The following is a 22,426-nucleotide window of genomic DNA, read 5'->3' on the forward strand; positions in this document are numbered from 1 at the left end:
GGGCTGCTTCTGTTTTGTATAAGAGACAGCTCATGTCGTGCTCGACGTCCGGGCGCGCAGGCGTCAGGCGGCGCGGGCCGCCTCCTCCGCGTCCTCGACGCCCAGGCGACGGCGGGTCTCGGCTCGGGCGGACCGGTCCGCCGGGGTACCCGCGTCCAGGTAGCGCACGACGAGGTGCGGGCGCTGCAGGACGCGGTAGCGGACCTCGAGGTGCCAGTTGCGCACCGCCCAGACGGCGGCGCCCACGGCGACGAGGCCGGCGGTGATCGACCCGACGCCGATGGCCCAGCGCGGGCCCCACGCCTCGGCGATCCAGCCGACGAGCGGCGACCCGACCGGCGTCGCGCCGAGGAACACGATCATGTAGAGCGACATGACGCGTCCGCGCATGACCGGGTCGACGGACATCTGGATCGTGGAGTTGGCCGCGGTCATCATCGTGAGCGACGCGAGGCCCACCGGGATGCACGCGATCGCGTAGCTCGGGTAGGTCGGCATGAGGGCCATGACGCCCGTCGCGACGGCGAACCCGAACGCGGACCCGATGACGAGCCGGACGCGCGGGCGCTCGCGCCGTGCGGCGAGCAGCGCCCCGGTCAGCGACCCGATCGCGAGGATCGAGCCGAGGATCCCGTACTCCCCCGGACCCTTGCCGAACTCGACCTTCGCCATCATCGCGGACGTGAGCTGGAAGTTGAGCCCGAACGTCGACACGACGCCGACGACGACCATGATGACGATGATGTCGGTGCGCCCCCGCACGTACCGGATCCCCTCGCGGATCTGGCCCTTCTCGCGCGGCGCGCTGGGCAGCACGTGGAGCTCGCGCGTGCGCATGTACATCAGCGCGAGGATCGTCGCCCCGAACGTCACGCCGTTGATGATGAACAGCCAGCCGGAGCCGACGGCCGCGATGAGGAGCCCGGCGACGCCGGGCCCCACGAGGCGCGCGGCGTTGAACGACGCGCTGTTGAGCCCGACGGCGTTGGACAGCTTGTCGGCGGGGACCATCTCCGCGACGAACGTCTGGCGCACGGGGTTGTCGAACGCCGAGACGACGCCGAGCAGGGCGGCGAACACGTAGACGTGCCAGAGCTGGACGTAACCGGACAGCACCAGGGCACCCAGCCCGAGCGCGAGCAGACCCATCGCGCCCTGGGTGGCCATGAGGAGCCGACGGCGCGGGAGCCGGTCGGCGAGGAGGCCCGCCCACGCGGACAGGGCGAGCACGGGCGCGAACTGCAGCGCGGTCACGACGCCCACGGCGATGCCGGAGTTGTCGGTGAGGTCGGTGAGGACGAGCCAGTCCTGCGCGACGCGCTGCATCCAGGTGCCGACGTTCGCGACGAGCGCGGCACCGAACCAGACGCGGTAGTTGTGGTACTTGAGGGAGGAGAACGTCGCGCTCATCGGGCGGCGATCCGGGTCAACAGCTCACTGGCGCGGGCCAAGGTCTCTCTTTCGTCGGGCGTGAGGGAGGACAGCTGCTGCGTGAGCCACGCGTCCCGGCGGCGCCGGGTCTCCTTGACCTCGCGCGCGCCGGCGTCGGTGAGCCGCACGACGACCTGGCGACGGTCGCTCGCGTGCTCGCCCTTCTCGACGAGCCCCATCTCGACGAGGGCGTTGACGGCCCGGGTCATGGACGGCGGCTTGACGCGCTCGTGCTCGGCGAGCTCGCTCGGCGACATCGCGCCGTGCTTGTGCAGGACGGTGAGCACGCCGAACCGGCCCTCGGGCAGGTCGGCCTCGCCGCGCTGGGCGCGCAGGCGGCGCGAGATGCGCGTGAGCGCCACGCGGAGCTCACCGCCGAGGGTGGCGGGCCGGCACTGGCTCCGGGAGGGGGCAGTGGGGTCCGCAGCAGGCATGATAGTTACCTTAACTCATTACTCTAGGTAATGAAAGGCCGCGCGCGGGCACGGCGACGCCCTCCCACCGTCCGAGACGTCCCGGGACGTCCGCTATGGTGTGCGCCGTGCACCAGGAACTGACCCTCGCCGAGACGCTCCACCTGCTCGGGCTCATGGGCCGCAAGCTGCCTTCGTTCATCACGTCCGTCTCGGGGCGCGGCGACGTGCTCGACCTGGTCGCGGACCCGCGCCAGGTCAAGCGCCTGCCCGGCCCGCTCAAGCTCGCGACACGCCTCGCACCGACCGTCCGGGCAGCCCTGCGCGTGGTCGAGATGCGCGACGGCGTCGCGACCATCTCCGTGGACGCGAGCGCGGGCGGCCTGCCCGCGCACAAGCTCCTCGGTCTCGCGTCGAGCCGGATCGAGTCGGTCGTGGCGGCGAAGGGGCTGCCGGCCGGTTCCGTGCGGGTGCTCCCCGACGCGCGCATCGCGCTCGACGTCGAGCGCCTGCTCCAGGCGCGCGTCCCGGGCGCCCGCGTGAGCGACGTGTCCTTCAAGGACGGCGTGGTCGTCCTCGACGGCGTCGCCGGCTGAGCCCTCCCGAGCCGGAGCGCACGGGACGGCGGCACCCCTGCACGCCGCCTCCCGTGCGCTCCGTCCTGCCGTGGCCTCAGGCTCGGCCGCGCGTCGCCTCGTCGAGGAGGTCGAGGAACGTGCGGTAGTAGTCCTCGACGTAGTGGACCGGCGACGCGCCCCACCGGTGGGACGGGTCGCCGACCACGAGCCGGTCCGGGACCCGGAGGAAGCGCGCCTCGGCCAGGTCCTTGCGCATGCGCGCGTAGAGATAGGTGAGCGTGCGGTTCGCCGCCTCGACGCGCTGCTGGTCGAACGCCCCGCCGGCCGCGTCCCCCCTCGCCCAGTACGCCTCGTGCACGACGACGCGGCCCAGCCGTCCCCGCCGGCGTGCCGTCGCGACGAGCGCGGCCCAGCCGACCTCCCAGCGGACGAGGAACTCCGGCGACCCCGACGTGACGCGCGTCCCCGCGGCGCCGTCGCCGCCGGCCCGCAGGAACTCCATGGAGCGGGTCGCCACGCCGCCGTCCGACCCGACGACGAGGTCGTACTGCTCGTCGACGAGGTCGAGCACGACGACGTCGGCGTCCGTCGTCTCGAGCCGTGCCGCGAAGTCCTTGCCCTGGTCCCGCTCGACCATGCGGCGCTGGAACGGGGACTCGACGCGGGCGACGTCGACGCCGACGAGGCCCCCGGGCGCGAACGCGGACGCCAGCGAGCTGCGCGCGTAGTAGTCGGCGAGGCGGAACCGCGTCTCTCCCGGCAGCGCGAACGCGTCCCGCGTGACGCAGCTCCCGTGGATGAGGACGCTGCGCTGCGGGCCGCTGGGGCGGTCGGTCACCGGCGCCCGATCACTTGACCGTGGGTGGCAGGACCTCGAGCGCCTCGGCGTTCTGGACCAGGTACCCGGCGACCGTGTCGTCCGCGAAGGACGCCATGAGCGGGTCGAACCGGGCGTGGTCGAGCACGACGATCGACTGCCCGTCGGCGCTGCGCCCGGTCCCGGAGTTGGGGGCCGTCATGAACGTGACGTCCTTGGTGCTGAGCCCGCGCGCGCTCATGTAGAGCGTGCGCATCTGGTCGATGGTCAGGCCCTCGTCCGTGGCCACCGACTCGCTCACCGCGGTGAAGAAGCGCGTCATCATCGCGACGTCGTTGCGGTTGTTGTTGATCTTGCCGAGCATCGCGCGCATCCAGTTCTGCTGACGCTGCACGCGGCCGAAGTCGCCGTTGGCGAGGCCGTGGCGCTGCCGCGTGTAGGTGAGCGCCTCTTCGCCCGTCATCTGGTGCACGCCCGCCTCGAAGAACACCTTCTTGCCGTCGCCGATGTCCTCCGGGATGCGGATCTGCACGCCGCCCAGCGCGTCCGTCAGGGTCGTGAAGGACTCGAAGTCGGTCACGGCGAAGTGGTCGATGCGGACCCCGGTGAGCTGCTCGACCGTCTGGATCATGAGCGAGGGACCGCCGTAGGAGAAGGCGGCGTTGATCTTCGCCTCCCCGTGGCCGGGGATCGGCACCCAGGCGTCGCGCGGGATCGAGACGACCTGCGCGGTCTGCCGGTCGGCCGGCAGGTGCACGAGCATGATCGCGTCGGTGCGCTGCGCGCCCGCCTCCCACTGGGACGGGTCGCCCGCGGAGATGCGGCTGTCGGAGCCGAGCACGAGGAAGTTCACCGCCTCCGTCGCGACCTCGGGGTTGGTCGGCGCCGGGTCGGGACGGTTCTCGAGGCCCTCGAACGGGTCGGCGAGCTTCTCGATGTTGCTGTCGAGCTGGCGCTGGAACCACCACGCTCCGCCGACTCCCCCGAGCACGAGCACCGCGAGCAGCGAGGCGAGCACGACGAGCGCGGTCCGCCCGCCGCGACGACGGCGCGCGTGCCGCCGGTCGGCACGAGGCTCGGGCGAGGGCTGCGGGAACAGGGTGTCGGCCACGGTGGGTCATCCTACGGCCCACAACGTGCCGGAACGGCCGTTCCTGGCCCAATTCGGCACCCCTTCACCCGCAGGACTCCGCCGTTTCACGACTTCACCGCTTTCTCGGAGCGGTACGATCGTGCCGCTCAGTTCCACGAAGGTCACCGGCGGAGGGCGCCCCCGGGCGAACCGCCGATCGCAGGGGGCGTGATGTCCACGAGTGCCGCGCGGCATGCCCGCACGCGCCGGCGACCGTTGCCCCGGCCACGCAGTCAGGGGCAGCACGACCACCTGCTGCTCGTCACGCACCACTACGAGCCCGAGACCGGGGCGCCGCAGCGCCGCTGGGGCGCGCTCGTGCCCCGCCTGGTCGGCGCCGGCTTCCGGGTGAGCGTGCTCGCGCCGCCGCCGCACTACCCGAGCGGCGTGCTCGACCCCGAGCACGCGGACCTACGCCCCGGCCTCGTCCAGCGCGGTCGGCACGGCGAGCGGATACTGCGTGTGCGCTACCGGGAGCACTCGTCCTCGCTCGTGTCCCGCACGGCCGACCACGTCGTCGCGGCCGCCCACTCGGTCGCCCTGGGGTGGCGGCACCTGCGCGCCCGGGCGCACCGCCCGACCGTCGTCGTCGGCACCGTGCCCGGCATCCCCAGCATGTTCGCCGCGTGGGTCCTCGCCCGGCTCTTCCGCGCGCGCTTCGTCGTCGAGATGCGCGACGCGTGGCCGGACCTCATCCGCCCCGCGGGCGTCGTCGCGGAGGGCACCGGACGGCGGTTCCGGGCCGCGCTGGTCGCCGTCGCCCACCGGGCGATCATCCGGCTCCAGACGCGCAGCGACCTCGTCGTGACGACCACGGAGACGTTCGCCGGGGTCGTCGAGAGCCGGGGAGCGCCGCACGTGGGCGTCGTCCGCAACGGCACCGCTTTCGCCGACCGCCTCGCGGACGACGTCGACGACGAGGTCGACGCCCTGCCCGACGACGACGCCCGGCGCCTCGGCCCCGCCCGGCCGCTGCGCGTCGTCTACGTGGGCACGATCGGCCGGTCCCAGGGCCTCGAGGTCGCCGTCCACGCGGCCGCCGTGCTCGCCGCGCGCGGTGTGCCCGTCGAGGTGCACCTCGCGGGCGCCGGGGCCGACGTCCCGCACCTCACGGCACTGGCCGCGGCGCTCGGCGCGCCGGTGACGTTCCTCGGCCGCGTGCCGCACACGGACGTCCCGGGGCTGTACGCGTGGGCGGACACGGTGCTCGTGTCGCTGCGCGACTGGGAGCCGTTCGAGTGGACCGTGCCCTCGAAGCTGTACGAGACGATGGCGACCCGCCGGCACATCACGGCGTGCGTCGCGGGCGAGGCCGCGGAGCTCGTGCTCTCGCTGGAGGCGGGCGACGTCGTCCCGCCCGGGGACGTCGAGGCGCTGGCCGCGCTCTGGGCCGGGTTCGTCGCCGCGGGCTCGGTCCCCGTGATCGGTCACGCGGCGCAGGAGTGGGTCGCGCTCAACGCGGACGACGACGCGCTGGCCGCCCGGTACGTCGAGCTGCTCGACGGGCTGCGTCGATGAGGAACACGGCCCCGCGCGACGTCGTTCGCGCTCTCGTCCTCGCCCTGTCCTTCGGGACTCGAGCGGTCCTCGACGACCCCGTCTGGCTCGCGATCCAGGCCGTTCGGCGCGCACCCGCCCGGGTACGGCGCGGCGTGGTCCGCCTGCTCCTCACGGCACGCGACCCGTCGGCTCGTCGCGCGCTCGGTCTCTACCTCGACGGGGCGCCGGCCGACGCGGCCCGCACGGTCGCCGCGGTGCTCCGCGCGCCCGGCTCGCGGCTCGCGCACCGCGTGGCGGCCGAGGTCGCAGTCGCCGTCGGCAGCCCCGAGCTGCTCGACACGCTCCACAAGGGTTCGCCGCACCCCGGGCCGGCCCGGCTCCGTGCGCTCTGGCAGGACGGTGACGTCGACGCGGTGGCCCGCGCCACGGCGTCGAGCCGCGCCGAGCGCCGCACGCTGCGCGCGATCCGGGCGCAGGTCCGGGCGCTCGAGCCCGACACCGCGACCGACGGGACCCCGACGCCCCCGCCGCGGACCGCCGTCGGGCACCCGCGCGTGCTGCACCACCTGACGAACTCGCTGCCGCACACCCAGAGCGGGTACACCCTGCGCAGCCATGCGATCCTGCGCGCGCAGCGGGAGGCGGGACTCGCCGTGGCCGCGACGACGCGCGCCGCCTACCCGGTGACGATCGGCGTGCTGGGCGCACGTGGGACGGACGTCGTGGACGGCGTCCGGTACGAGCGGCTGCTGCCGTGGGTGCTGCGCGGCGACCCGGCGCGGCGCCCCGCGGCCGAGGTGGACCTGCTGGTGCGCGCGGCGCGCCGGTTCGCGCCCGACGTCGTGCACGCGACCACGCCCCACACGACCGGCGCCGCCGCGCGCGAGGCGGCCCGACGGCTCGGTGTGCCGTGGGTGTACGAGGTGCGCGGCCTGCCCGAGGAGACCTGGGCGGCGTCGCACGGCAGCGCCGAGGCGCGACGCGCGGCGGGGGCCTCGGGCCGGTACGCCCTGATCCGGGCCAAGGAGACCGAGCTCGCGCTCGCCGCGGACCACGTGGTGACCCTCAGCGAGACGATGCGGACCGAGCTCGTGGGGCGCGGCGTACGCGGATCCCGCATCACGGTGGTCCCCAACGCAGTGCCGGAGTCGCTCCTGGAGGCGACGCACCCCACGCCCGACGCCGCCCGCGCGGCCCTCGGGATCGCCGCACCCGGGCCGGTGGTCGGCACGGTGAGCAGCGTCGTCGACTACGAGGGCCTCGACACGGTCCTGCGCGTGGTCGCCGCGCTGCGCGCAGACGGCGTCGACGCGACGGCGCTCGTGGTGGGCGACGGCGTCGCCCGGCCCGGCCTGCTCCGCCTCGCCGACGAGCTGGGCCTGGGCGCGCACGCGATCCTGCCCGGCCGGGTCCCGCGCGCGCTCGCGACGACCTACCTCGCGGCGCTCGACGTCGTGCTCGTCCCGCGCCGCGACGACCGGGTGACCCGCCTCGTCACCCCGCTCAAGCCGGTCGAGGCGATGGCGGTCGGCCGACCGGTCGTCGCGAGCGACCTGCCCGCGCTGCGCGAGGCGGTCGGCGACGCGGGTCGCCTCGTGCCCGCGGGTGAAGTCGGCGCCTGGACGACCGCCGTCGCGGACGTCCTGGGCGACGATGACGCGCGTCGTGGGATGCTGGCACGCGGTCGCGATCTCGCGGCCACCAGGACGTGGGCCGCGAACACGGCCCGGTACCGCGAGGTGTACGCACGAGCACTGGCTGGAGGAGCACGATGAGCACCGCCCTCCTGCGTCGTGCCCTCGGCGCCGTCGTCGCGACGGCGCTGCTCGCCGGCTGCACCGCGACTGCTCCGGAGCCCGCGCCGTCGGCGACGAGCACCTCCCCCGCGCCGACGCGCACGGCTGCGCCCAGCCCGACACCCACACCGACGGGACCGGCAGACCCGCTGCCCGAGGGGCCGGTGAACGCGCTCCTCGTGGGCACCGACTCGCGCGACCCGGCCGACCTCACGGGCAACGCCGACACGATCCTGCTGGTCCACGTGCCCGCCGACCGGCAGAACCTGTACCTCGTGTCGTTCACGCGCGACATGTGGGTCGACATCCCCGGGCTCGGCGAGGGCAAGATCAACGCGGCGTTCTCGCGCGGTGGGACGGACACGCTCGTCCAGACCGTGTCAGGCCTCCTCGGCGGGGTGGAGATCGACTACGTCGTCCAGTCGAACTTCGCGGGCTTCATCGCCCTCACGCGCGCCCTCGAGGGGTTCGAGGTGGACAACCAGCACGCGAGCACGGTGACCGTGCAGAGCACGGGACGCGTCGTCGACTTCCCCGAGGGGCGCATCACGCTCTCCGGCACGGACGGCCTCATCTACGTGCGCGAGCGCAAGCGCCTGCCCCTCGGCGACCTCGACCGCACCGAGCGGCAGCGCGCCGCCGTCGTCGGCATGCTCGACCGGATCGCCGAGCGCGCGGACGAGCCGGCGGTGCTCGCCGAGCTGATGCCGATGCTCGTGCGCAACGTGAAGATCACGGGCGATCTCGACGTGGACGACGCGCTCGCGCTCGTCCCGCTCGCCGCCGAGCTCGAGCGCGAGGACGTCGTCGGGCTCATGGTGCCGATCACCGGGTTCGGCGACAGGGGCGGCGCGTCGGTCAACCTCGTCGACGCGGAGCAGACTGCCGCGCTCGGCGACGCGGTCCGCACGGACACGCTCGACGCGTACGTCGCGACGTACGGCACGGACTACGCACCGACAGGGGCGTCCTAGGATGCCGCCGATGACCGGAGAGACGAGCACCACCGAGAACGGGTCCCCCGGCGGGGACCTGTACTCGATGCTGTTCGCCGGTCCGCCGTCGACGACGGAGGTCGTCTCCGCAGGTCGGCTCACCCGCGTCGGGGCGCGCCCGCCGCTGGGGGTGTACCTCGGTCAGCTCTGGAACCGCCGGCACTTCCTGTGGGCCGAGGCCCGCGCGAAGGTCACCAGCGGGACGCGTGAGAACCTGCTCGGGACTCTGTGGCTCGTGCTCAAGCCCGTGCTCGACGGGCTGACGTACTTCCTCATCTTCGGCCTGCTGCTCAAGTCCGACCGCGGGATCGAGAACTTCCTCGGCTACCTCGTCATCGGGGTGTTCCTGTTCTCCTTCACGACCCGTTGTGTGACCGGTGGCGCGAAGTCGATAGCCACCGGCCGTAACCTGATCCGCGCCTTTACCTTTCCCCGAGCGTCACTGCCCTTGGCCGTCGTGCTGCGGGAGATGCTCAACATGGTGCCCGTGCTCGGCGCAATGGTCGCGATCATCGTGGTACTTCCGCCGTCGGAGGTGTTCACATGGCGTGTTGCGCTCGTACCGTTCGTGCTCGCCCTACAGGTCGTCTTCGTCACCGGACTGGCCTTGTTGCTCGCGCGCTGTGTGTCGATCCTGCCTGACCTCAATCAGCTCATCGGGTTCGCGACGCGTCTCTGGCTGTACGGGTCCGCGGTGTTCTTCTCCTACGAGCGATTCTTGGATCACCCGACGATCATCGCGCTCATGGAGGCGAACCCGATGTTCATGGTCCTGGACATGGTTCGGGACTGCCTCCTCTACGGAGTGACGCCAGCGGTGTCCTCGTGGCTTGGGCTCAGTGCCTGGGCAGTGGGAACGCTCATCGTCGGGTTCCTCTTCTTCTACCGCGGGGAGGAGTCCTATGGCCGAGCTTGACCCGTTTACGTCGGCGACGGTCGCCGTCCAGGACGTGCATGTGCGCTACCGCGTCCCGTCGACGGACGCAGCCGAGCGTCGACGCTCGAACCGGCTCGCGCGCGCCGCGAAGACCGTGCTGGGCCAGCAGCCGATGGTGCTGGTGCGCGCGCTGTCCGGCATCTCCTTCGTCGCTCGCTCCGGTGAGCAGATCGGCCTCGTGGGCCAGAACGGCTCAGGCAAGAGCACGCTGCTACGCATCATCGCCGGGCTCGAGCGGCCCGCGCGCGGGCGCGTGCTCGCGGAGAGCCAGCCGGTGCTCATCGGTGTGAACGCCGCACTCGTGCCCGACCTCTCGGGAGAGCAGAACGTCCGCCTAGGCTGCCTCGCGATGGGACTCACTCCCGAGCAGACCGAACGGGCAATCCCGGACGTCGTGGAGCTCGCCGGGCTCGGCAAGTCGATCTATCTGCCGATGAAGACGTACTCGTCGGGCATGGGAGCACGCCTCCGGTTCGCCATCGCGACCGCGGCGAACCCGCACATCATGCTCATCGACGAGGCCCTCGCGACGGGCGACGCGGCGTTCAAGGAACGCAGCGAGGCCAGGATGAACAGGCTGCGTGAGAACGCCGGAACGGTATTCCTCGTGAGCCACGCAGCGAAAACCATCGAGGAGACCTGCACGCGAGCCATCTGGCTCAACTACGGCCGACTCGTGCTCGATGGCCCGGCCGAGGACGTAGCGGTTCGCTACCGCAAGTGGGCGTGGGCGATCGCGAAGAACCGGCCCGAGAGAGCGAAGTCAATCATCGAAGAAGCGCTCGCAGAAAAGACCGAGACGCGAGTCGAGGTCGAGGAACCTCCTGGACGAAACTATCGACCCCGGCACGTGCGTGCCGCCGCGCGCATCGCAAGCACGAACGAGGAATGAGCAACATGGCCACCCGCATCATGACCGTCTATGGCACGCGACCGGAAGCGATCAAGGTCGCGCCTGTCATCAAGGCGCTCGAAGAGAGCCCAGAGTTCGAGTCAGTGACCGTCGTGACCGGTCAGCACCGCGAGATGCTCGACCAGGTGAACGAGCTCTTCGGCATCGTCCCCGACCACGACCTCGACATCATGAGCCACGGACAGACCCTTGCCCAGATCTTCGCTCGCGTTGTCGGCGGGCTCGATCCCATCCTCGAGATGGAGAAGCCAGCCGCTGTCGTCGTTCAGGGCGACACGTCGACGTCGACCGCCGCAGCGCTAGCCGCCTTCTATCGGCAGATTCCCGTCGTGCACGTCGAGGCAGGACTTCGCTCAGGCAACATCCACTCACCGTTTCCGGAGGAGGCGAACCGCAAGCTCACCACGCAGATCGCGGCCCTGCACCTTGCACCCACGAAGACCAGCCGCGGCAACCTCCTGGCGGAGGGCGTGGACGACGCCACGATCGTGGTCACGGGGAACACCGTGATCGACGCCCTGCTCACGACTGTCGGCAAGGAGGTCCCTTTCACGGACCCTCGTCTTGAGGAGCTCGCAGCCTCGGGACGACGAATCCTTCTTGTGACCACTCACCGCCGCGAGAACTGGGGCGGAGCGATGGAGGGAGTCGGGCGAGCACTCGCACGAATCGCGCGCACGTTCCCGGATCTCGAGATCGTCCTCCCCGCCCACCGCAATCCCATCGTGCGCGACGCTGTGCTTCCCCAGCTGGTCGGAGTCGAGAACGTCACGGTGACCGAGCCACTGCCCTACGGTGAGTTCGCACGGATGATGTCCCTCAGCACAGTGATCTTGTCCGACTCCGGTGGCGTTCAGGAAGAGGCTCCGAGCCTCGGCAAGCCCGTCTTGGTCATGCGTGAGAACACCGAGCGTCCCGAGGCTGTTGAAGCGGGCACCGTCAAGCTCATCGGGACCGACGAGCAGAGGTTGGTTGACGAGGTCAGCCAGCTGCTTAGGTCGTCCGAGGCGTACGAAGCCATGGCGCGCGCGACGAATCCGTATGGCGATGGGAAGAGCGCACTCCGCTCGCTCGAGGCGATGGCGGCGGCACTGCGTGGAGTTCGTTCTGACCAGGAGTCGGCATGATGAGAGCTCTTGTTCACGGAAGCTCCGTCTCCCGAGACGTGCTAGCGATGCTCGCGGGGAGCGGATTCGAACTGGCGCATCAGACGTCGCGCCAATCTCTCCTCTCGCTTCATGGGACGATCCCGGAGCTCGAGACTCTTGTCGACATGTCGCGCCTCGAGTCTCGAGCACAACGGAGGGCTCTCGTCGGAACACTTCGTGGCGATCTGCTAGAACGTTTCGAACAGCGCCGGGCGATCTCCGACATCCTCGTATGGGATCTCGCCGACGAGGCCCTTGGCGTCTTCGAGCACCAGGGGCGGTACGTGACCCGAACTCCGGAGGTCGTGCTATCGGCGCTAGACGGCACGCTGGCGCGCAGTGCTCGACACATACCCTTTGGCGCGCAAGAGCACTTTGATCGCTGGACAGAAGCTGTGAAGTTGTGGGCGCATTCGATCGAGACAGCTGGCTTCGCGGAACGAGCGGTCCTCGTGGCTTCCTCGTGGGCGACCACGACCGAGGACGGCGCTCATGTGCCGCCGTATGGCGGTGTCGACCCCGCGACGTACACCGCTGTCCTTCCCTATTACGTCGAGTCTGCACGCGCGGCGTTGCCCACGCTCACCGTCATCGGCCAGGAACAACCGATGATCGCTGCCCGCGGCGTGAGACCTCCCCTGCCGTTCCGCTACTCGTCGAACAGCAATCATCTCCTCGCGACCGAGCTACATTCCATCGTCTTCGGGCCCGAGGGGAGCTTCCCCCCTCCGTTCCCCCGTGTGGAGCGGATAGCGAGGGACGAGTTCGCCGTCCATGCGGCACCTACATGGGCAGATGAGTTCGCTCTCTACGTCACGGATGCGTCCGGCGTCGTGAAGAAGCATCCCTACCAGAGGTCCCCGGACTTCCGGGTCGTAGGTCTCGAGCCAGAGACATACCGCTTTCGTGTCTTCCACAAGGCCGGTGACCGGCGTACCGCGGTCTACTCCGCGCCCGAGAAGGTCTCGGGCTGACTAGGACGGTCCAGCACCCAGGGATGGCCCGCCCATCCTTGAGGACGAGCCGTGACCGACGCAATGGCCGACTTCGCCCTGTGCGTCCGGGTCAGCCTTCAAGCTTCGCCAGAGCCTCGTTGACGATGACCGAGAACGCGTCAGCGTTGGGGCCGACGTGGCCCCGGCCCCAGTCGACCTCCCGTACATCGACTCGGACTCCTGCCTGTTTCGCGGCCGAGACAAAGGGACGAACGTGACTTGTCACGTGGTGTCCGTCTCCGCGGTTCACCACGAGGGTTACTCGCTCGGCCGACCGCCCTTGACGAAGTCGCTCGATGGCTGAGAGCCGCGATCCCGCCAGCGGAAGGCCTCGCGGATCGCCAGAGACAAGCTCGAGCGCCTTCTCGGAGAACCGCGCGTGGTATCGACGAACGTCGGTCTGAGGGTTGATTGCGACGACATGGCTCCTGGGCATGAAACTCCCGACCTGGAGTGCCGCGAAGCCCCCACCGGAGCTCCCGACCAAGAGGACTCGGGATGCTCCGACCGACGATGCGATGCGCTGAAGGACGTCGGCGATGTCGGCATGCAGGTCACGAGTGAGGGTGCCCAGATACCAGGCAAGGCCAAGATCGTCCCTCAGATCGAGCGTCGGGTCCGAGACGACGGCTGTCGTACGACCAAATCCGCCGAGCCCTCGAGCCCTCTCGAAGCGCGGGAGGAGGTCGCGCGCGCGTTCCAGCGCCCCCGAGAAACCCACGATCATGGTCTCGGAATTCCGAGGATCGACGCGTACTGGTAGCGCTAGCGCTCCGACCTCAACCACGTGCGTCGCTGCTTCCGACCGGGCCAGACCCGCGTCGAAACGGCGACCGTGCAGCACGACGTCTCCTGCCGACTCTGTGGACGGCCGGAAGTACGGGTAGGGACCGCGAATCCTCTCTCCCAAGCTGTCGGGAGCCTCGCCCGCGAAGATCCCCGCTACCCGCAGGTCACGCGCGGTGACAAGTGCGCCGTGATCGTGGCCCAACGCGATGACCTCACGCAGACGCAGCAGGTCCAGGTCTCGGGATTCCTCGTGATACCTGTCGCTGTCGGCTGCGAGCAGACCGCGAACTCGCGCGACCAGGGCCTCCATCTCGGCGACGAGCTCTGTGTCCGGTGCGTCCGCGGCAGGCCCGACTGAGCCGCCTGGTTGGTCAGAACGCTCGACGCGTACGCTCGCCTCACCGATCACGACGTCGTACGCCCCGGTCGGCGATTCGACTCTGAACGCCCGTGTCCCTTCATCGAGCTCAACGGAGCGGAGCCGGCCTGAGGGCCTGCTACCCGAAACTGCCGTAACGAATCGAAATCGTCGTCCTGACTTGCGAGCGGTCACGACGTGCGATGGCGTTCGCTCGTTCCAGCGCTCGGACACCCAGCCGTCGTGGTCCGTTGGTGCGGCCCCGATGAGTCTGATCTCGGGAAGCGTCCCACCAAAGCTGATCCCACCGTCCCCGGCCAGGACATACCCGGTGCGCTGTTCTACTGCCCGACGCGGATCGAGCAGGAACCGGAGTTCGGCATCGACCTCACGGTCCGCTACGACCGTGTCAATGATCAGGAGCGCGTCGGCGGGTCGAAGATAGAGGAAGTCTCGCCGGAGCGCTACACCGTCGTAGCCGCCGTCCTCGAGACGGAAGTAGTCGTAGATCTCGTTCGACTCATGGCGAGCCAGTTCCACCGCAGTGGTCTTGTCGTAGGTCGCTCCGCGGATCACGACGACGTTGTGAGCGGCCCGTGAGACAAAGTGAGCCCGCTCAGGCGTGTTGGTGTACGAGAACTTTCCACCATCTACCACCAGAGGCGAGCGTCCCGCGAAGAAGGTGAAGCTTCCCGCGTCGACGTGACCGTGGACCTTGTCCGATCGCCCGAAGACCAGAGAGTAGAAGCTCTCCTCGTCGACGCTCCGACGCGTCTCACCCCAACCCGATCGTCCGAACGCGTAACCCCCGAGGTAGAGCTTGGAGGTGGACGCTGGTGGTGCGCCGTGTTCCCCCTGTGACCGCACGTACTCGATGACGTCGTCCTGCCCGGCGCGCGGCCGCCCGGCGACCGTGTCACCGAGGGCTTCTAGTCGTCCGTCCGGTCGAGTCGCATGAGCGATCGACTCAGCAGTCAGCTTGAGAGAGGCTGCGATGAACGATGCTTCCTGCCCCTCGCGGACGAGGCGCTCGAGCACTTCACGACCCCAGCGAAGGTTGAGTTCCCAGTACCCCGGAGCGCCCTCAGCATTCAGACCTTGGTCGTCATAGTTCGACTCAAAGTACTCACGCAATCGAGCGACGGAGACCCGAACCGCAGCATCGTCTCCCAGGGCGCGCCCGAGCTGGAAGAGAGCGGAGTGCTGGTGAAGCGCATGATTCGAGTGCCCAAGGTTTCCCGGGTCGATCAGCCAGTCCCGATGCAGAGCGAGTGCATCCATGAGGATTCCCGTGTCACGAGCGAACGGAACCCCATAGAGAAGAACCTCGGCGCGGACCGCGTCGACCATGTCCTTCCACGCCCAGACGATCGTGCGCGCTGGATCGCTGTTGGCCGCGATCCAGTCGTGGACGATCTCCTCCCACGCCTGGAACTCCGCCCACCGTCCGACCTGCGCCTGGCGGCGCACGGGGTCGAGCCAGCGCAGCATGTGAAGCTGCGCCCGCCAGTTCCGTTGCGAGAACGGGTCGGCATGCCAGTCGATACCGGACGGAAACGAGAAGTCCGGGTGGGGCGCAAGCCTCAGAGTCCGCGCCCGAGCATCGTCTGCGAGTGCGGCGTCCTGTGCGGTCGCCTCGAAGCCGACTCCGAACGCCTGCCGCAGCGCGACCTCACGAGCGCGATCAACTGTCCCCATCTCGTCACGTTCCCGCGCGCGGCTCGGCCTTGACCGCAAGCCCGTCGTAGATCTCGGAGACGCGGGTGGCCAGGTTCCGCCAGTCCCGCTCACGGACGACCCACTCGCGAGCCTGCGCGCCGAGCCGTTCGCGGAGCGCGTCGTCGTCGAGGAGGCGTCGGAGCACGCTCTCGAGGGAACCGGCATCGCCCTTCGCATGGAGCAGGCCGTTCTCGCCGTCCGTGACGATCTCTGCGAGTGCTCGGACGTCGGACGAGACGACGGCCTTTCCCATCGCCATCGCCTCGAAGGGCTTGAGGGGCGAGACCAGCTCGCAGACGGGCAGAGGAGCACGGGGGAACGGGGCGATGTCGATCAGCGAGTAGTACCGCTCGACGTCCGCGTGCGGCACGCGGCCGGTGAAGGTGACGTAGGAACCCAGGACGCCCAGCTCCTCCGCGAGCGACTCGAACACCTCCTTCTCGGCGCCGTCGCCGACGATCAGGACGTGGAAGTCGTCCCGCTCGCCGGCGAGCCTGCTCGCCGCCCGGATGAGCAGATCGAGGCCTTCGTAGTCGAGCACGGAGCCCACGTACCCGATGATCGTCTTGCCCTGGAGCCCGAGCTGGCTCTGGAGTTCGACGTCGCGAGGGATGGGGGTGAAGCGCTCCGTGTCGACGCCGTTCGGTACGACGACGATCTTCTCCGCGTCGACGCCACGATCGATCATCTCGTCGCGGAGCCCGCGCGTGATCGTGATGACCCGGTCCGCTGCCGAGGCCGCATCGGCTTCCATGCGCTTCACGTACCGGTACATGCCTGAGTCGTGCCACTCCGGGTTGCGCGAGGCGCGCGTGACCTCCCAGAGCCCGCGCACCTCGTACACCGACGGGATCCCGAGTCGACGCCCCGTCTCGACCGCGGTCAGACCGTTCCAGTGGTTCGACGCCGCGTGGATGACGAACGGACGGTGCTCCTCGGCCAGGGTGGCGAGCGCTTCGGAGTACTGGGCGACATAGTCGGTGATCGGGTTCTTCTGCCAGCGGCCCGCCTCGGTGCTGAGACGCGAGTACGTGACGCCGTCGATCACGTCTACACCGCTGATGCGCTCGAGCTCGTCGTGTCCTGGCGTGTCGAAGGGAAACCCGAGCCGCGTGACGGCACGCATGTCCCACTCCGTGCTCAGCTGTCGTAGCAGGCCGTGCGACCGGGTGGCATAGCCGGCAGAACTGTACGGGAGCGAGTTATGGAGCAGGTAGAACGCGCTCCGGGGGTTGGGATCATAGGCGGCACCCTGCGAGCGCTTGCCGAACGGAAACCCCCGCTTCGCGAGCTGATAGTTCGTGGGAGCGCCTGTCGCAGTCGGCTTCTCGCTTCGTTCCTGCCGCCGCTCGATCGCCTTGAGGTTGGTGCGCGCCCACCCGTCCCCCGGTCGGACGCGCGCGTACTCCCGGAGGAGCTTCCCGCTTCGCTTGTCCTGTCCACGGGCAAGGCTGCGACGAATCGCACGACGCAGCGCGTCGACGGGGACCTCGGCGGGCGCGGTCTCGTCGAGCAAGGCGACAGCCCGCCCCGTCCGCCCGATCGCGAGCGCATAGAGCAACTCAGCGGACCGCTGCTCACTCGCGGTGACGGGAGGGGCCGAAGCACTTGGCGTCTCGCCGACACGCTGCTCGAGGAACATCTGGGCGGCGCGAGCGGCGACGGCGTCCGACCCCTGAGCAACGATCCGAATTCCGTCGACATGCTTCTGCGGGACGAGGAAGTCGAGCGCCGACCGGTGCAGCTCGGGGTGAGCGGGCAGCTCGCGCACGAGCGCATCGAGCGCTTGCGTGAGGATCGACGACGACTTGTCCTTGCTCCGGACGAGCTCGACGAGCAGCTCGTAGGCACCCAGGTGCCACGGCCGGACGTCCAGAGCGTTCCGGACGGCCACGTAGGCAACGTCCGAGCGCTTTGCCTCGATCGCCCACTGTCCGTTGAGGTACCAGAGATCTGCCCGTCGAGGAGCGAGGAGTGCGGCCCTACGAATGGACTCCAGCGCGGCGTCACGGCGCCCCTGAGCCCATCGCTGCTTCGCTTCGACGACGAAATGGTCGACGTCGTGGCCGGCCACGGTCGGTCTCGGCGGGGGGCCAGCCAGTCGGCGGCGGATCCTGGATGCCAGGGAACGCTTCGTCACCGCCAGACACCCTTCGTGTCGATCACGATCTTCTCGCGGAGGCGCAACGGCTTGCGGTCTGCGTGCTTGAAGTCGGTGTGGTCGACGAGCACCAGGACGATGTCGGCGTCGGCGACGGCGCTGGCGAGATCCCGCAGCTCCACGTTCTCCCGTCCCGCGAGCCCGCGGGGCAGCTCGTCGATGTGCGGCTCGACCGCCAGAATCACGGCGTCCCCCACCTCGGTCGCGAGCCTCGTGGCGATGGCCAGCGCCGGCGACTCGCGAAGGTCGTCGATGTCCGGCTTGAAAGCGAGGCCGAGGACGGCGATACGCGGCGCCTTGAACCGGTCAGCGTGCTCCTTGACGCGTGAGATGACGTACTCGGGCTTCTCATCGTTGACCTCACGCGCCGTGCGGATGATCCGGGCACGCTCCGGGGCCGCATCCACGATGAACCACGGGTCGACCGCGATGCAGTGACCACCCACGCCCGGGCCGGGCTGCAGGATGTTCACGCGCGGGTGGTGGTTCGCGAGCCGGATGAGCTCCCACACGTCGATACCGAGGTCGGCAGAGATGAGCGACAGCTCGTTGGCGAACGCGATGTTGACGTCGCGGTACGAGTTCTCGACGAGCTTCGCCATCTCGGCGGTGACCGCGTCGGTCAGCAGGATCTCGCCCTGGCAGAAGACCTGATAGAGCTCCTTGGCCCGCTCGGCGGCGTCCGTCGTCAGACCACCGACGATGCGGTCGTTCGTGACGAGCTCGATCATCACCCGACCGGGCAGCACGCGTTCGGGGCAGTGCGCCACGTGGATCCGGGCGCGCCCCTCCGACCCGTCGAGCGACAGGTCCGGGCGCGCCGCGAGGATCCACTCTGCCATCTGCTGCGTCGCCTGGGGCGGCGACGTCGACTCGAGGATGACGAGCGCGTCGGCGGCGAGGTGCGGCGCGATCGCCTCGGCTGCGGCCTGGATGTAGGACAGGTCCGGCTTGTGCCCGTCGGTGAACGGCGTCGGCACCGCGACGATGAAGGCGTCCGCCGGCTCGGGCTTCGTCGCCGCGCGGAGCGTGCCCTGCGTGACCGCACCAGCGACGTACGTCGCGAGGTCGGGCTCCACGAACGGCACGTCGCCGCGGTTCACCGCCTCCACCGTGCGCTCGTTGATGTCCACGCCGATGACGTCCACGCCGTTCGACGCGAGGATCGCCGCCGTCGGGAGCCCGATGTAGCCGAGCCCGACGACGCACACAGTGGTGTTGCTCATGATTCCCCTCAGATGAGGACGTGCCGGTCGGCACGTCCGTAGAACTGGACCTCGCCGCTCGCGAGCAGCTCGGCGTCGGTGACGTCCCAGGTGTGCGCCGCGCCCGAGCGCACCTGGACGAAGTTGAAGCGGTCGGCCGAGAACACCCGCGCCCCGGCGTCCACCGCGGATCGTAGGAAGCCGGTGTCCTCTCCCTGCGCTACAGAGGCGAACTTCACCCGTTCGGCGACGCCTCGGGTCGCGACGATCGTCGGTCCCATGACGAAGTCGCTGAACTGCTGCTCTCGGTGTCCGAACCGCAGGATCGTCGCGTCGAGGGACGTGAGGTACAGGTAGTGCGCCTGCTTGCCCACGACGTCGGCACCGGAGTAGGCCAGGGCGTCGAGCTGGTCGGACACGTAGTGCTCGCCGTAGAGGTCGTCGTCGTCCATCTTCGCGACGACGTCGCCGTCGGACGCGACGACGAGGCGGTTGAGGCACTCCCCCAGCGGCACGTCCTGACCGGCCGTGAGGAGCACGAGGTCCTCGATCCCGGCCTCCTTGGCGCGCAGCCGCACGTCCGCCTCGTCCACGTCGAACCCGTGCGTGAGAAGCGCGAGCTGCACGTCGACGTCGCGCTGCGCGCCCACGGTCCGCAGCACGTGGTCGAGCTGGCCGGGACGGTTGGTCGACACCAGCGCCGACACGCGCGGGCGAGCGACCGTCGCCGACTCGGCCAGCCCGACGTCGTGCAGCACGCGCTGTACCCGCGCGCCGTACGTGTGCTCGCGCCAGATGCGTCGCTGCCCGCGGTGCGTCGCACGGTCTCGAAGCTCGCGCGAGCGCACGAGCGCACGGATCGTGTGCGCGGCCTCGACCCGCTCCCCCACGACGAACACCTCGTCGGGCGGGAAGAACTCGCCGATCGCCGCGCTCGGCGTCGTCACCACGGGCGTGCCGCAGGCCGTGATCTCGAAGACCCGGCGTGCGCACATGCTCGGCGAGTCGACCACCGAGTTCACGTTGAGGAACACCTTGTACTCGCGGTACGCGGTGAGCATCCGGTCGTAGTCGAGCGACCCGACGACGCGCGACCCGAACGGCTCCGGGAACTGGTACCGATCGTCGCCGCCCTGGAACCGGGAGAAGATCTCGAGGCCGTGCTCCATGCGCGGGGAGACGTCGACGGCCGCGCCGAGCAGCAGGTCCATCTGCGCCCGACGCTCCGGGTACTTGTGCGCGAAGTACATGCCGCCGAACGCGACGTCCCCCGACGGCCCGTCGCCGTGCGCGCGCACCGGGTTGTGGATCGCGGGCTGCGCGCCGAAGGCCAGCACGCCCACGCGGTCGTGGCCCAGCCGCTCACGGTAGGCCTCTACGCGCCCGACGTCGGTCGTGTACACGTCGTCGAAGAGCGCCACTGCGTCGAGGAAGTCCTCGAAGTGCGCCGGGTCCTCCTTGTTCCAGAACACCGTGGGTACGCCCCGCTCGCGGCAGGCGGCGACCAGCTCCACGAACGCCGGCCGCGGGGCCGACGTCCCGGTGAGGTGGTACTGCCAGGCCCCGGAGTTGCCGTTCCACGCTGACTCGACGAACAGCAGGTCGAGCCCGGGGCGGCCGTCGCGCTCACGGTCGAGCTCGTCGCGCCACGACGCCGGGGTGAGGGCCACCTGGTCCCACTCGAACCCGAAGGCGAGCCGGGAGAAGTCGTCGAGGATCACCCCGACCCGCAGCGTCGGACGGGCTGCCGGCCGATCTGAGAAGGTCCACGGCTCGAAGGTCACGCCGTCCTCGGAACGGATCGCGCCGCGGGCGCCCGCCGGTCGCGGCACGCCGCGGCGGCGGAGGTACGTGCGCAACTGGGACAAACCGCCCCGGCGGAGGTGCCAGAGCGCCTTACGTGCCTCGTCGAGGCGCGAGTCCCCCTGTGCGTCCACTGCCACCGTCTCGTCCGTACTCAGCCGACGCTCAGGTCGCGACTCGGCCGCGCACATGGTACCGCTGTCCCGGTCTCGGAACAGAACCGGTTCGCCCGTCGATCAGGGGACGTAGGCGACGACGACGCGGCCCTCACCCTGCACGGTCAGGGCACCCGCTGCATGGGGCACGAAGACCGACTCGCCGCGCGCCAGGCGCGTCTCGGCGGCGCCCTCCCCGGAGCCTCCGACGAGCGTCACCGCGCCGTCGAGGCACAGCACGACGCGCGGACCGGCGTCCGGCACGGGCACCGGGGCAGCACCCGAGACCTGCCCCGCTCGGAGCGCGAACTCCGCGACCGGCGGGCGGTAGGTGACGAGGCCGGACCCGTCGTCGACCAGGCGCGGGCGCGCGGCAGGCCCGGGCGTGCACGTGGCGCACTCGAGCAGGGCGTCGACGTCGACGAGCTTGCTCGTGAGACCGGCGCGCAGGACGTTGTCGGAGCTCACCATGACCTCGACCGCGCAGCCGGACAGGTAGGCGTGCACGTGCCCGGACGGCACGAACATCGACTCCCCCGGTGCGAGCGTGACCCGGTTGAGCATGAGGGAGACGACGGCGCCGGGGTCGCCCGGGTGCTGCTCGGCGAGCGCGAGCACCGTGGCGTCGGCACGCCGCGACGTGCGCCGAGGCGCACCCGGCGTGGCCGCGGCACCGGACCCGGTCGGAGCACTGGCCCGAGCTCGGACCGAGGCGACGGTCCGCGCGAGGTCCGCCGCGACGTCGGGCTCGGACCGGGCGTGGAGCGCGAGCGTGAACGCCTCGCGGACGCCCGCCTCGGTCGGGCGGGCGAGGAGCGCGGCCCGCATCCGGGCGACGAGGTCGCCGTCGAGCCCGTCGAGGAGCTCGAGGATGCGCGCCGGCCGCCGGAAGCCGGACAGTCCCTCGAAGCGCGACACCGCCACGACCATCTCGGGCTTGTGCTGGTCGTCGTGGAAGCTGCGCAGCGGCGAGTCGCGCGCGACGCCCTCCCGGTTCTCGCGGTTGAACCCGGCGCGGGCCCGGTGCGGGTGCGGGTGGACCTGCAGCGAGAGCGCGCGCTCGGCCGCGAGCACCTTGAGGAGGAACGGCAGCCGGGGACCGTACTGGTCGAGCACGCGCTGGCCCAGCACCCCCACCGGGTCCGCGCGCACCAGGTCCGCGAGCGTGCCCGACGCCGTCGCCCCGCCCGGTCGCGGCCCCTCGCCCGGGTGCGCCGCGCCGTCGGGCACGACGCGCGACGGCGCGAGCGGGTGCGCCCCCATCCACAGCTCGGCCGCCGGACGACCGTCCGGCTCCACCCCCAGGAGGTCCTGGATCGCCGACGCCGAGCCCCAGTCGTACGGCTGGACGGTGTTCTCCAGCCGGTAGAAAGCCGGGGGGCGTGCCGGGGGGGGGGGGTGGGGGGGGTCTGCACACCCGGCGGGCGGGGGTCACGCGGTTGGTGGCGTGGGGGGTGGGTGGGGCGGGGGGGGCCCACCCCCCCGCGTGTCGGGGTTATATGGGGCCCCTGTCTCGCGCCCCCCCGGCCCCCCGGGGGGGGGCCCCCGGGGCGCCCGCGACCCTCGCGCGGGGTGCCCTCG

Annotated in this window: 17 protein-coding genes; 8 read left to right on the forward strand and 9 right to left on the reverse strand. The window is 70.5% G+C overall.

The window, feature by feature from the left end:
* Nucleotides 1-63: 63 nt before the first annotated feature.
* Both ACFWH7_RS16525 and ACFWH7_RS16530 read right to left on the reverse strand, forming a co-directional pair.
* Nucleotides 64-1,410, reverse strand: coding sequence for an MFS transporter (locus tag ACFWH7_RS16525; RefSeq protein ID WP_378217979.1), 1,347 nt, complete (start codon nt 1,408-1,410; stop codon nt 64-66).
* A complete protein-coding gene (locus tag ACFWH7_RS16530) occupies nt 1,407-1,865 on the reverse strand; it encodes a MarR family winged helix-turn-helix transcriptional regulator (protein ID WP_378217981.1) in 459 nt (152 codons plus the stop codon). Before ACFWH7_RS16530 ends, ACFWH7_RS16525 begins: the two co-directional genes overlap by 4 nt.
* A gap of 107 nt (nt 1,866-1,972) precedes the next feature.
* Between ACFWH7_RS16530 and ACFWH7_RS16535 the strand changes: the two genes are divergently transcribed.
* Nucleotides 1,973-2,440, forward strand: a complete 468-nt coding sequence (locus ACFWH7_RS16535) for a hypothetical protein (RefSeq protein ID WP_378217983.1) — start codon at nt 1,973-1,975, stop codon at nt 2,438-2,440.
* Between the two features lie 76 nt (nt 2,441-2,516).
* Here ACFWH7_RS16535 and ACFWH7_RS16540 read toward each other — a convergent pair whose 3' ends face one another.
* Both ACFWH7_RS16540 and ACFWH7_RS16545 read right to left on the reverse strand, forming a co-directional pair.
* Nucleotides 2,517-3,260, reverse strand: coding sequence for a DUF6270 domain-containing protein (locus tag ACFWH7_RS16540; RefSeq protein ID WP_378217985.1), 744 nt, complete (start codon nt 3,258-3,260; stop codon nt 2,517-2,519).
* 10 nt (nt 3,261-3,270) lie between these two features.
* On the reverse strand, nt 3,271-4,350 hold the full coding sequence (locus ACFWH7_RS16545) for an LCP family protein (RefSeq protein ID WP_378217987.1): 1,080 nt from the start codon (nt 4,348-4,350) through the stop codon (nt 3,271-3,273).
* Between the two features lie 192 nt (nt 4,351-4,542).
* On the opposite strand from ACFWH7_RS16545, the gene ACFWH7_RS16550 reads away from it, so the two are divergent.
* From ACFWH7_RS16550 to ACFWH7_RS16580, 7 genes are read left to right on the forward strand one after another with little or no spacing between them, the layout of a single operon-like run.
* The gene (locus ACFWH7_RS16550; RefSeq protein WP_378217989.1) at nt 4,543-5,889 is read left to right on the forward strand and encodes a glycosyltransferase family 4 protein; all 1,347 of its coding nucleotides are present in this window, start codon (nt 4,543-4,545) and stop codon (nt 5,887-5,889) included.
* Nucleotides 5,886-7,646, forward strand: a complete 1,761-nt coding sequence (locus ACFWH7_RS16555) for a glycosyltransferase family 4 protein (RefSeq protein WP_378217991.1) — start codon at nt 5,886-5,888, stop codon at nt 7,644-7,646. The genes ACFWH7_RS16550 and ACFWH7_RS16555 overlap by 4 nt, the downstream gene beginning before the upstream one ends.
* Complete coding sequence (locus ACFWH7_RS16560; protein ID WP_378217993.1) at nt 7,643-8,641, forward strand: LCP family protein; 999 nt, start codon at nt 7,643-7,645, stop codon at nt 8,639-8,641. The genes ACFWH7_RS16555 and ACFWH7_RS16560 overlap by 4 nt, the downstream gene beginning before the upstream one ends.
* Nucleotides 8,642-8,651: 10 nt before the next feature.
* Nucleotides 8,652-9,578 carry an ABC transporter permease gene (locus tag ACFWH7_RS16565; protein ID WP_378217995.1) on the forward strand — a complete coding sequence of 309 codons (927 nt, stop codon included), beginning with the start codon at nt 8,652-8,654 and terminating at the stop codon, nt 9,576-9,578.
* Nucleotides 9,565-10,491 (forward strand): ABC transporter ATP-binding protein, encoded by a 927-nt coding sequence (locus tag ACFWH7_RS16570; RefSeq protein WP_378217998.1) that lies wholly within the window; start codon nt 9,565-9,567, stop codon nt 10,489-10,491. Before ACFWH7_RS16565 ends, ACFWH7_RS16570 begins: the two co-directional genes overlap by 14 nt.
* A gap of 5 nt (nt 10,492-10,496) precedes the next feature.
* Nucleotides 10,497-11,639: a non-hydrolyzing UDP-N-acetylglucosamine 2-epimerase gene (wecB, locus tag ACFWH7_RS16575; RefSeq protein WP_378218010.1), complete on the forward strand. Its 1,143-nt coding sequence runs from the start codon at nt 10,497-10,499 to the stop codon at nt 11,637-11,639.
* Nucleotides 11,636-12,634 (forward strand): DUF6270 domain-containing protein, encoded by a 999-nt coding sequence (locus ACFWH7_RS16580; protein ID WP_378218000.1) that lies wholly within the window; start codon nt 11,636-11,638, stop codon nt 12,632-12,634. Before wecB ends, ACFWH7_RS16580 begins: the two co-directional genes overlap by 4 nt.
* 91 nt (nt 12,635-12,725) lie before the next feature.
* Here ACFWH7_RS16580 and ACFWH7_RS16585 read toward each other — a convergent pair whose 3' ends face one another.
* From ACFWH7_RS16585 to manA, 5 genes are all read right to left on the reverse strand, one after another.
* A complete protein-coding gene (locus tag ACFWH7_RS16585) occupies nt 12,726-15,500 on the reverse strand; it encodes a heparinase II/III domain-containing protein (protein ID WP_378218002.1) in 2,775 nt (924 codons plus the stop codon).
* Between the two features lie 4 nt (nt 15,501-15,504).
* Nucleotides 15,505-17,595 (reverse strand): glycosyltransferase, encoded by a 2,091-nt coding sequence (locus ACFWH7_RS16590; protein ID WP_378218004.1) that lies wholly within the window; start codon nt 17,593-17,595, stop codon nt 15,505-15,507.
* A 62-nt stretch (nt 17,596-17,657) separates the two neighbouring features.
* Nucleotides 17,658-18,908, reverse strand: a complete 1,251-nt coding sequence (gene wecC / locus ACFWH7_RS16595; protein ID WP_378218006.1) for a UDP-N-acetyl-D-mannosamine dehydrogenase — start codon at nt 18,906-18,908, stop codon at nt 17,658-17,660.
* Between the two features lie 8 nt (nt 18,909-18,916).
* Nucleotides 18,917-20,671 (reverse strand): glycosyltransferase family protein, encoded by a 1,755-nt coding sequence (locus ACFWH7_RS16600; protein ID WP_378218008.1) that lies wholly within the window; start codon nt 20,669-20,671, stop codon nt 18,917-18,919.
* A 255-nt stretch (nt 20,672-20,926) separates the two neighbouring features.
* Complete coding sequence (gene manA, locus ACFWH7_RS16605; protein ID WP_378218012.1) at nt 20,927-22,207, reverse strand: mannose-6-phosphate isomerase, class I; 1,281 nt, start codon at nt 22,205-22,207, stop codon at nt 20,927-20,929.
* Between the last annotated feature and the right edge of the window lie 219 nt (nt 22,208-22,426).

Origin of the sequence: Cellulosimicrobium cellulans (genome assembly GCF_042723955.1) — a bacterium.
GTDB lineage: Bacteria > Actinomycetota > Actinomycetes > Actinomycetales > Cellulomonadaceae > Cellulosimicrobium > Cellulosimicrobium cellulans_H.

Coding starts and splice junctions, on each gene's coding strand:
- ACFWH7_RS16555 (WP_378217991.1), top strand. CDS start 5,886: ATGAGGAACACGGCCCCGCGCGACGTCGTTCGCGCTCTCGTCCTCGCC.
- ACFWH7_RS16550 (WP_378217989.1), top strand. CDS start 4,543: ATGTCCACGAGTGCCGCGCGGCATGCCCGCACGCGCCGGCGACCGTTG.
- wecC (WP_378218006.1), bottom strand. CDS start 18,908: ATGAGCAACACCACTGTGTGCGTCGTCGGGCTCGGCTACATCGGGCTC.
- ACFWH7_RS16560 (WP_378217993.1), top strand. CDS start 7,643: ATGAGCACCGCCCTCCTGCGTCGTGCCCTCGGCGCCGTCGTCGCGACG.
- ACFWH7_RS16570 (WP_378217998.1), top strand. CDS start 9,565: ATGGCCGAGCTTGACCCGTTTACGTCGGCGACGGTCGCCGTCCAGGAC.
- ACFWH7_RS16525 (WP_378217979.1), bottom strand. CDS start 1,410: ATGAGCGCGACGTTCTCCTCCCTCAAGTACCACAACTACCGCGTCTGG.
- ACFWH7_RS16585 (WP_378218002.1), bottom strand. CDS start 15,500: ATGGGGACAGTTGATCGCGCTCGTGAGGTCGCGCTGCGGCAGGCGTTC.
- ACFWH7_RS16530 (WP_378217981.1), bottom strand. CDS start 1,865: ATGCCTGCTGCGGACCCCACTGCCCCCTCCCGGAGCCAGTGCCGGCCC.
- wecB (WP_378218010.1), top strand. CDS start 10,497: ATGGCCACCCGCATCATGACCGTCTATGGCACGCGACCGGAAGCGATC.
- ACFWH7_RS16580 (WP_378218000.1), top strand. CDS start 11,636: ATGATGAGAGCTCTTGTTCACGGAAGCTCCGTCTCCCGAGACGTGCTA.
- ACFWH7_RS16565 (WP_378217995.1), top strand. CDS start 8,652: ATGACCGGAGAGACGAGCACCACCGAGAACGGGTCCCCCGGCGGGGAC.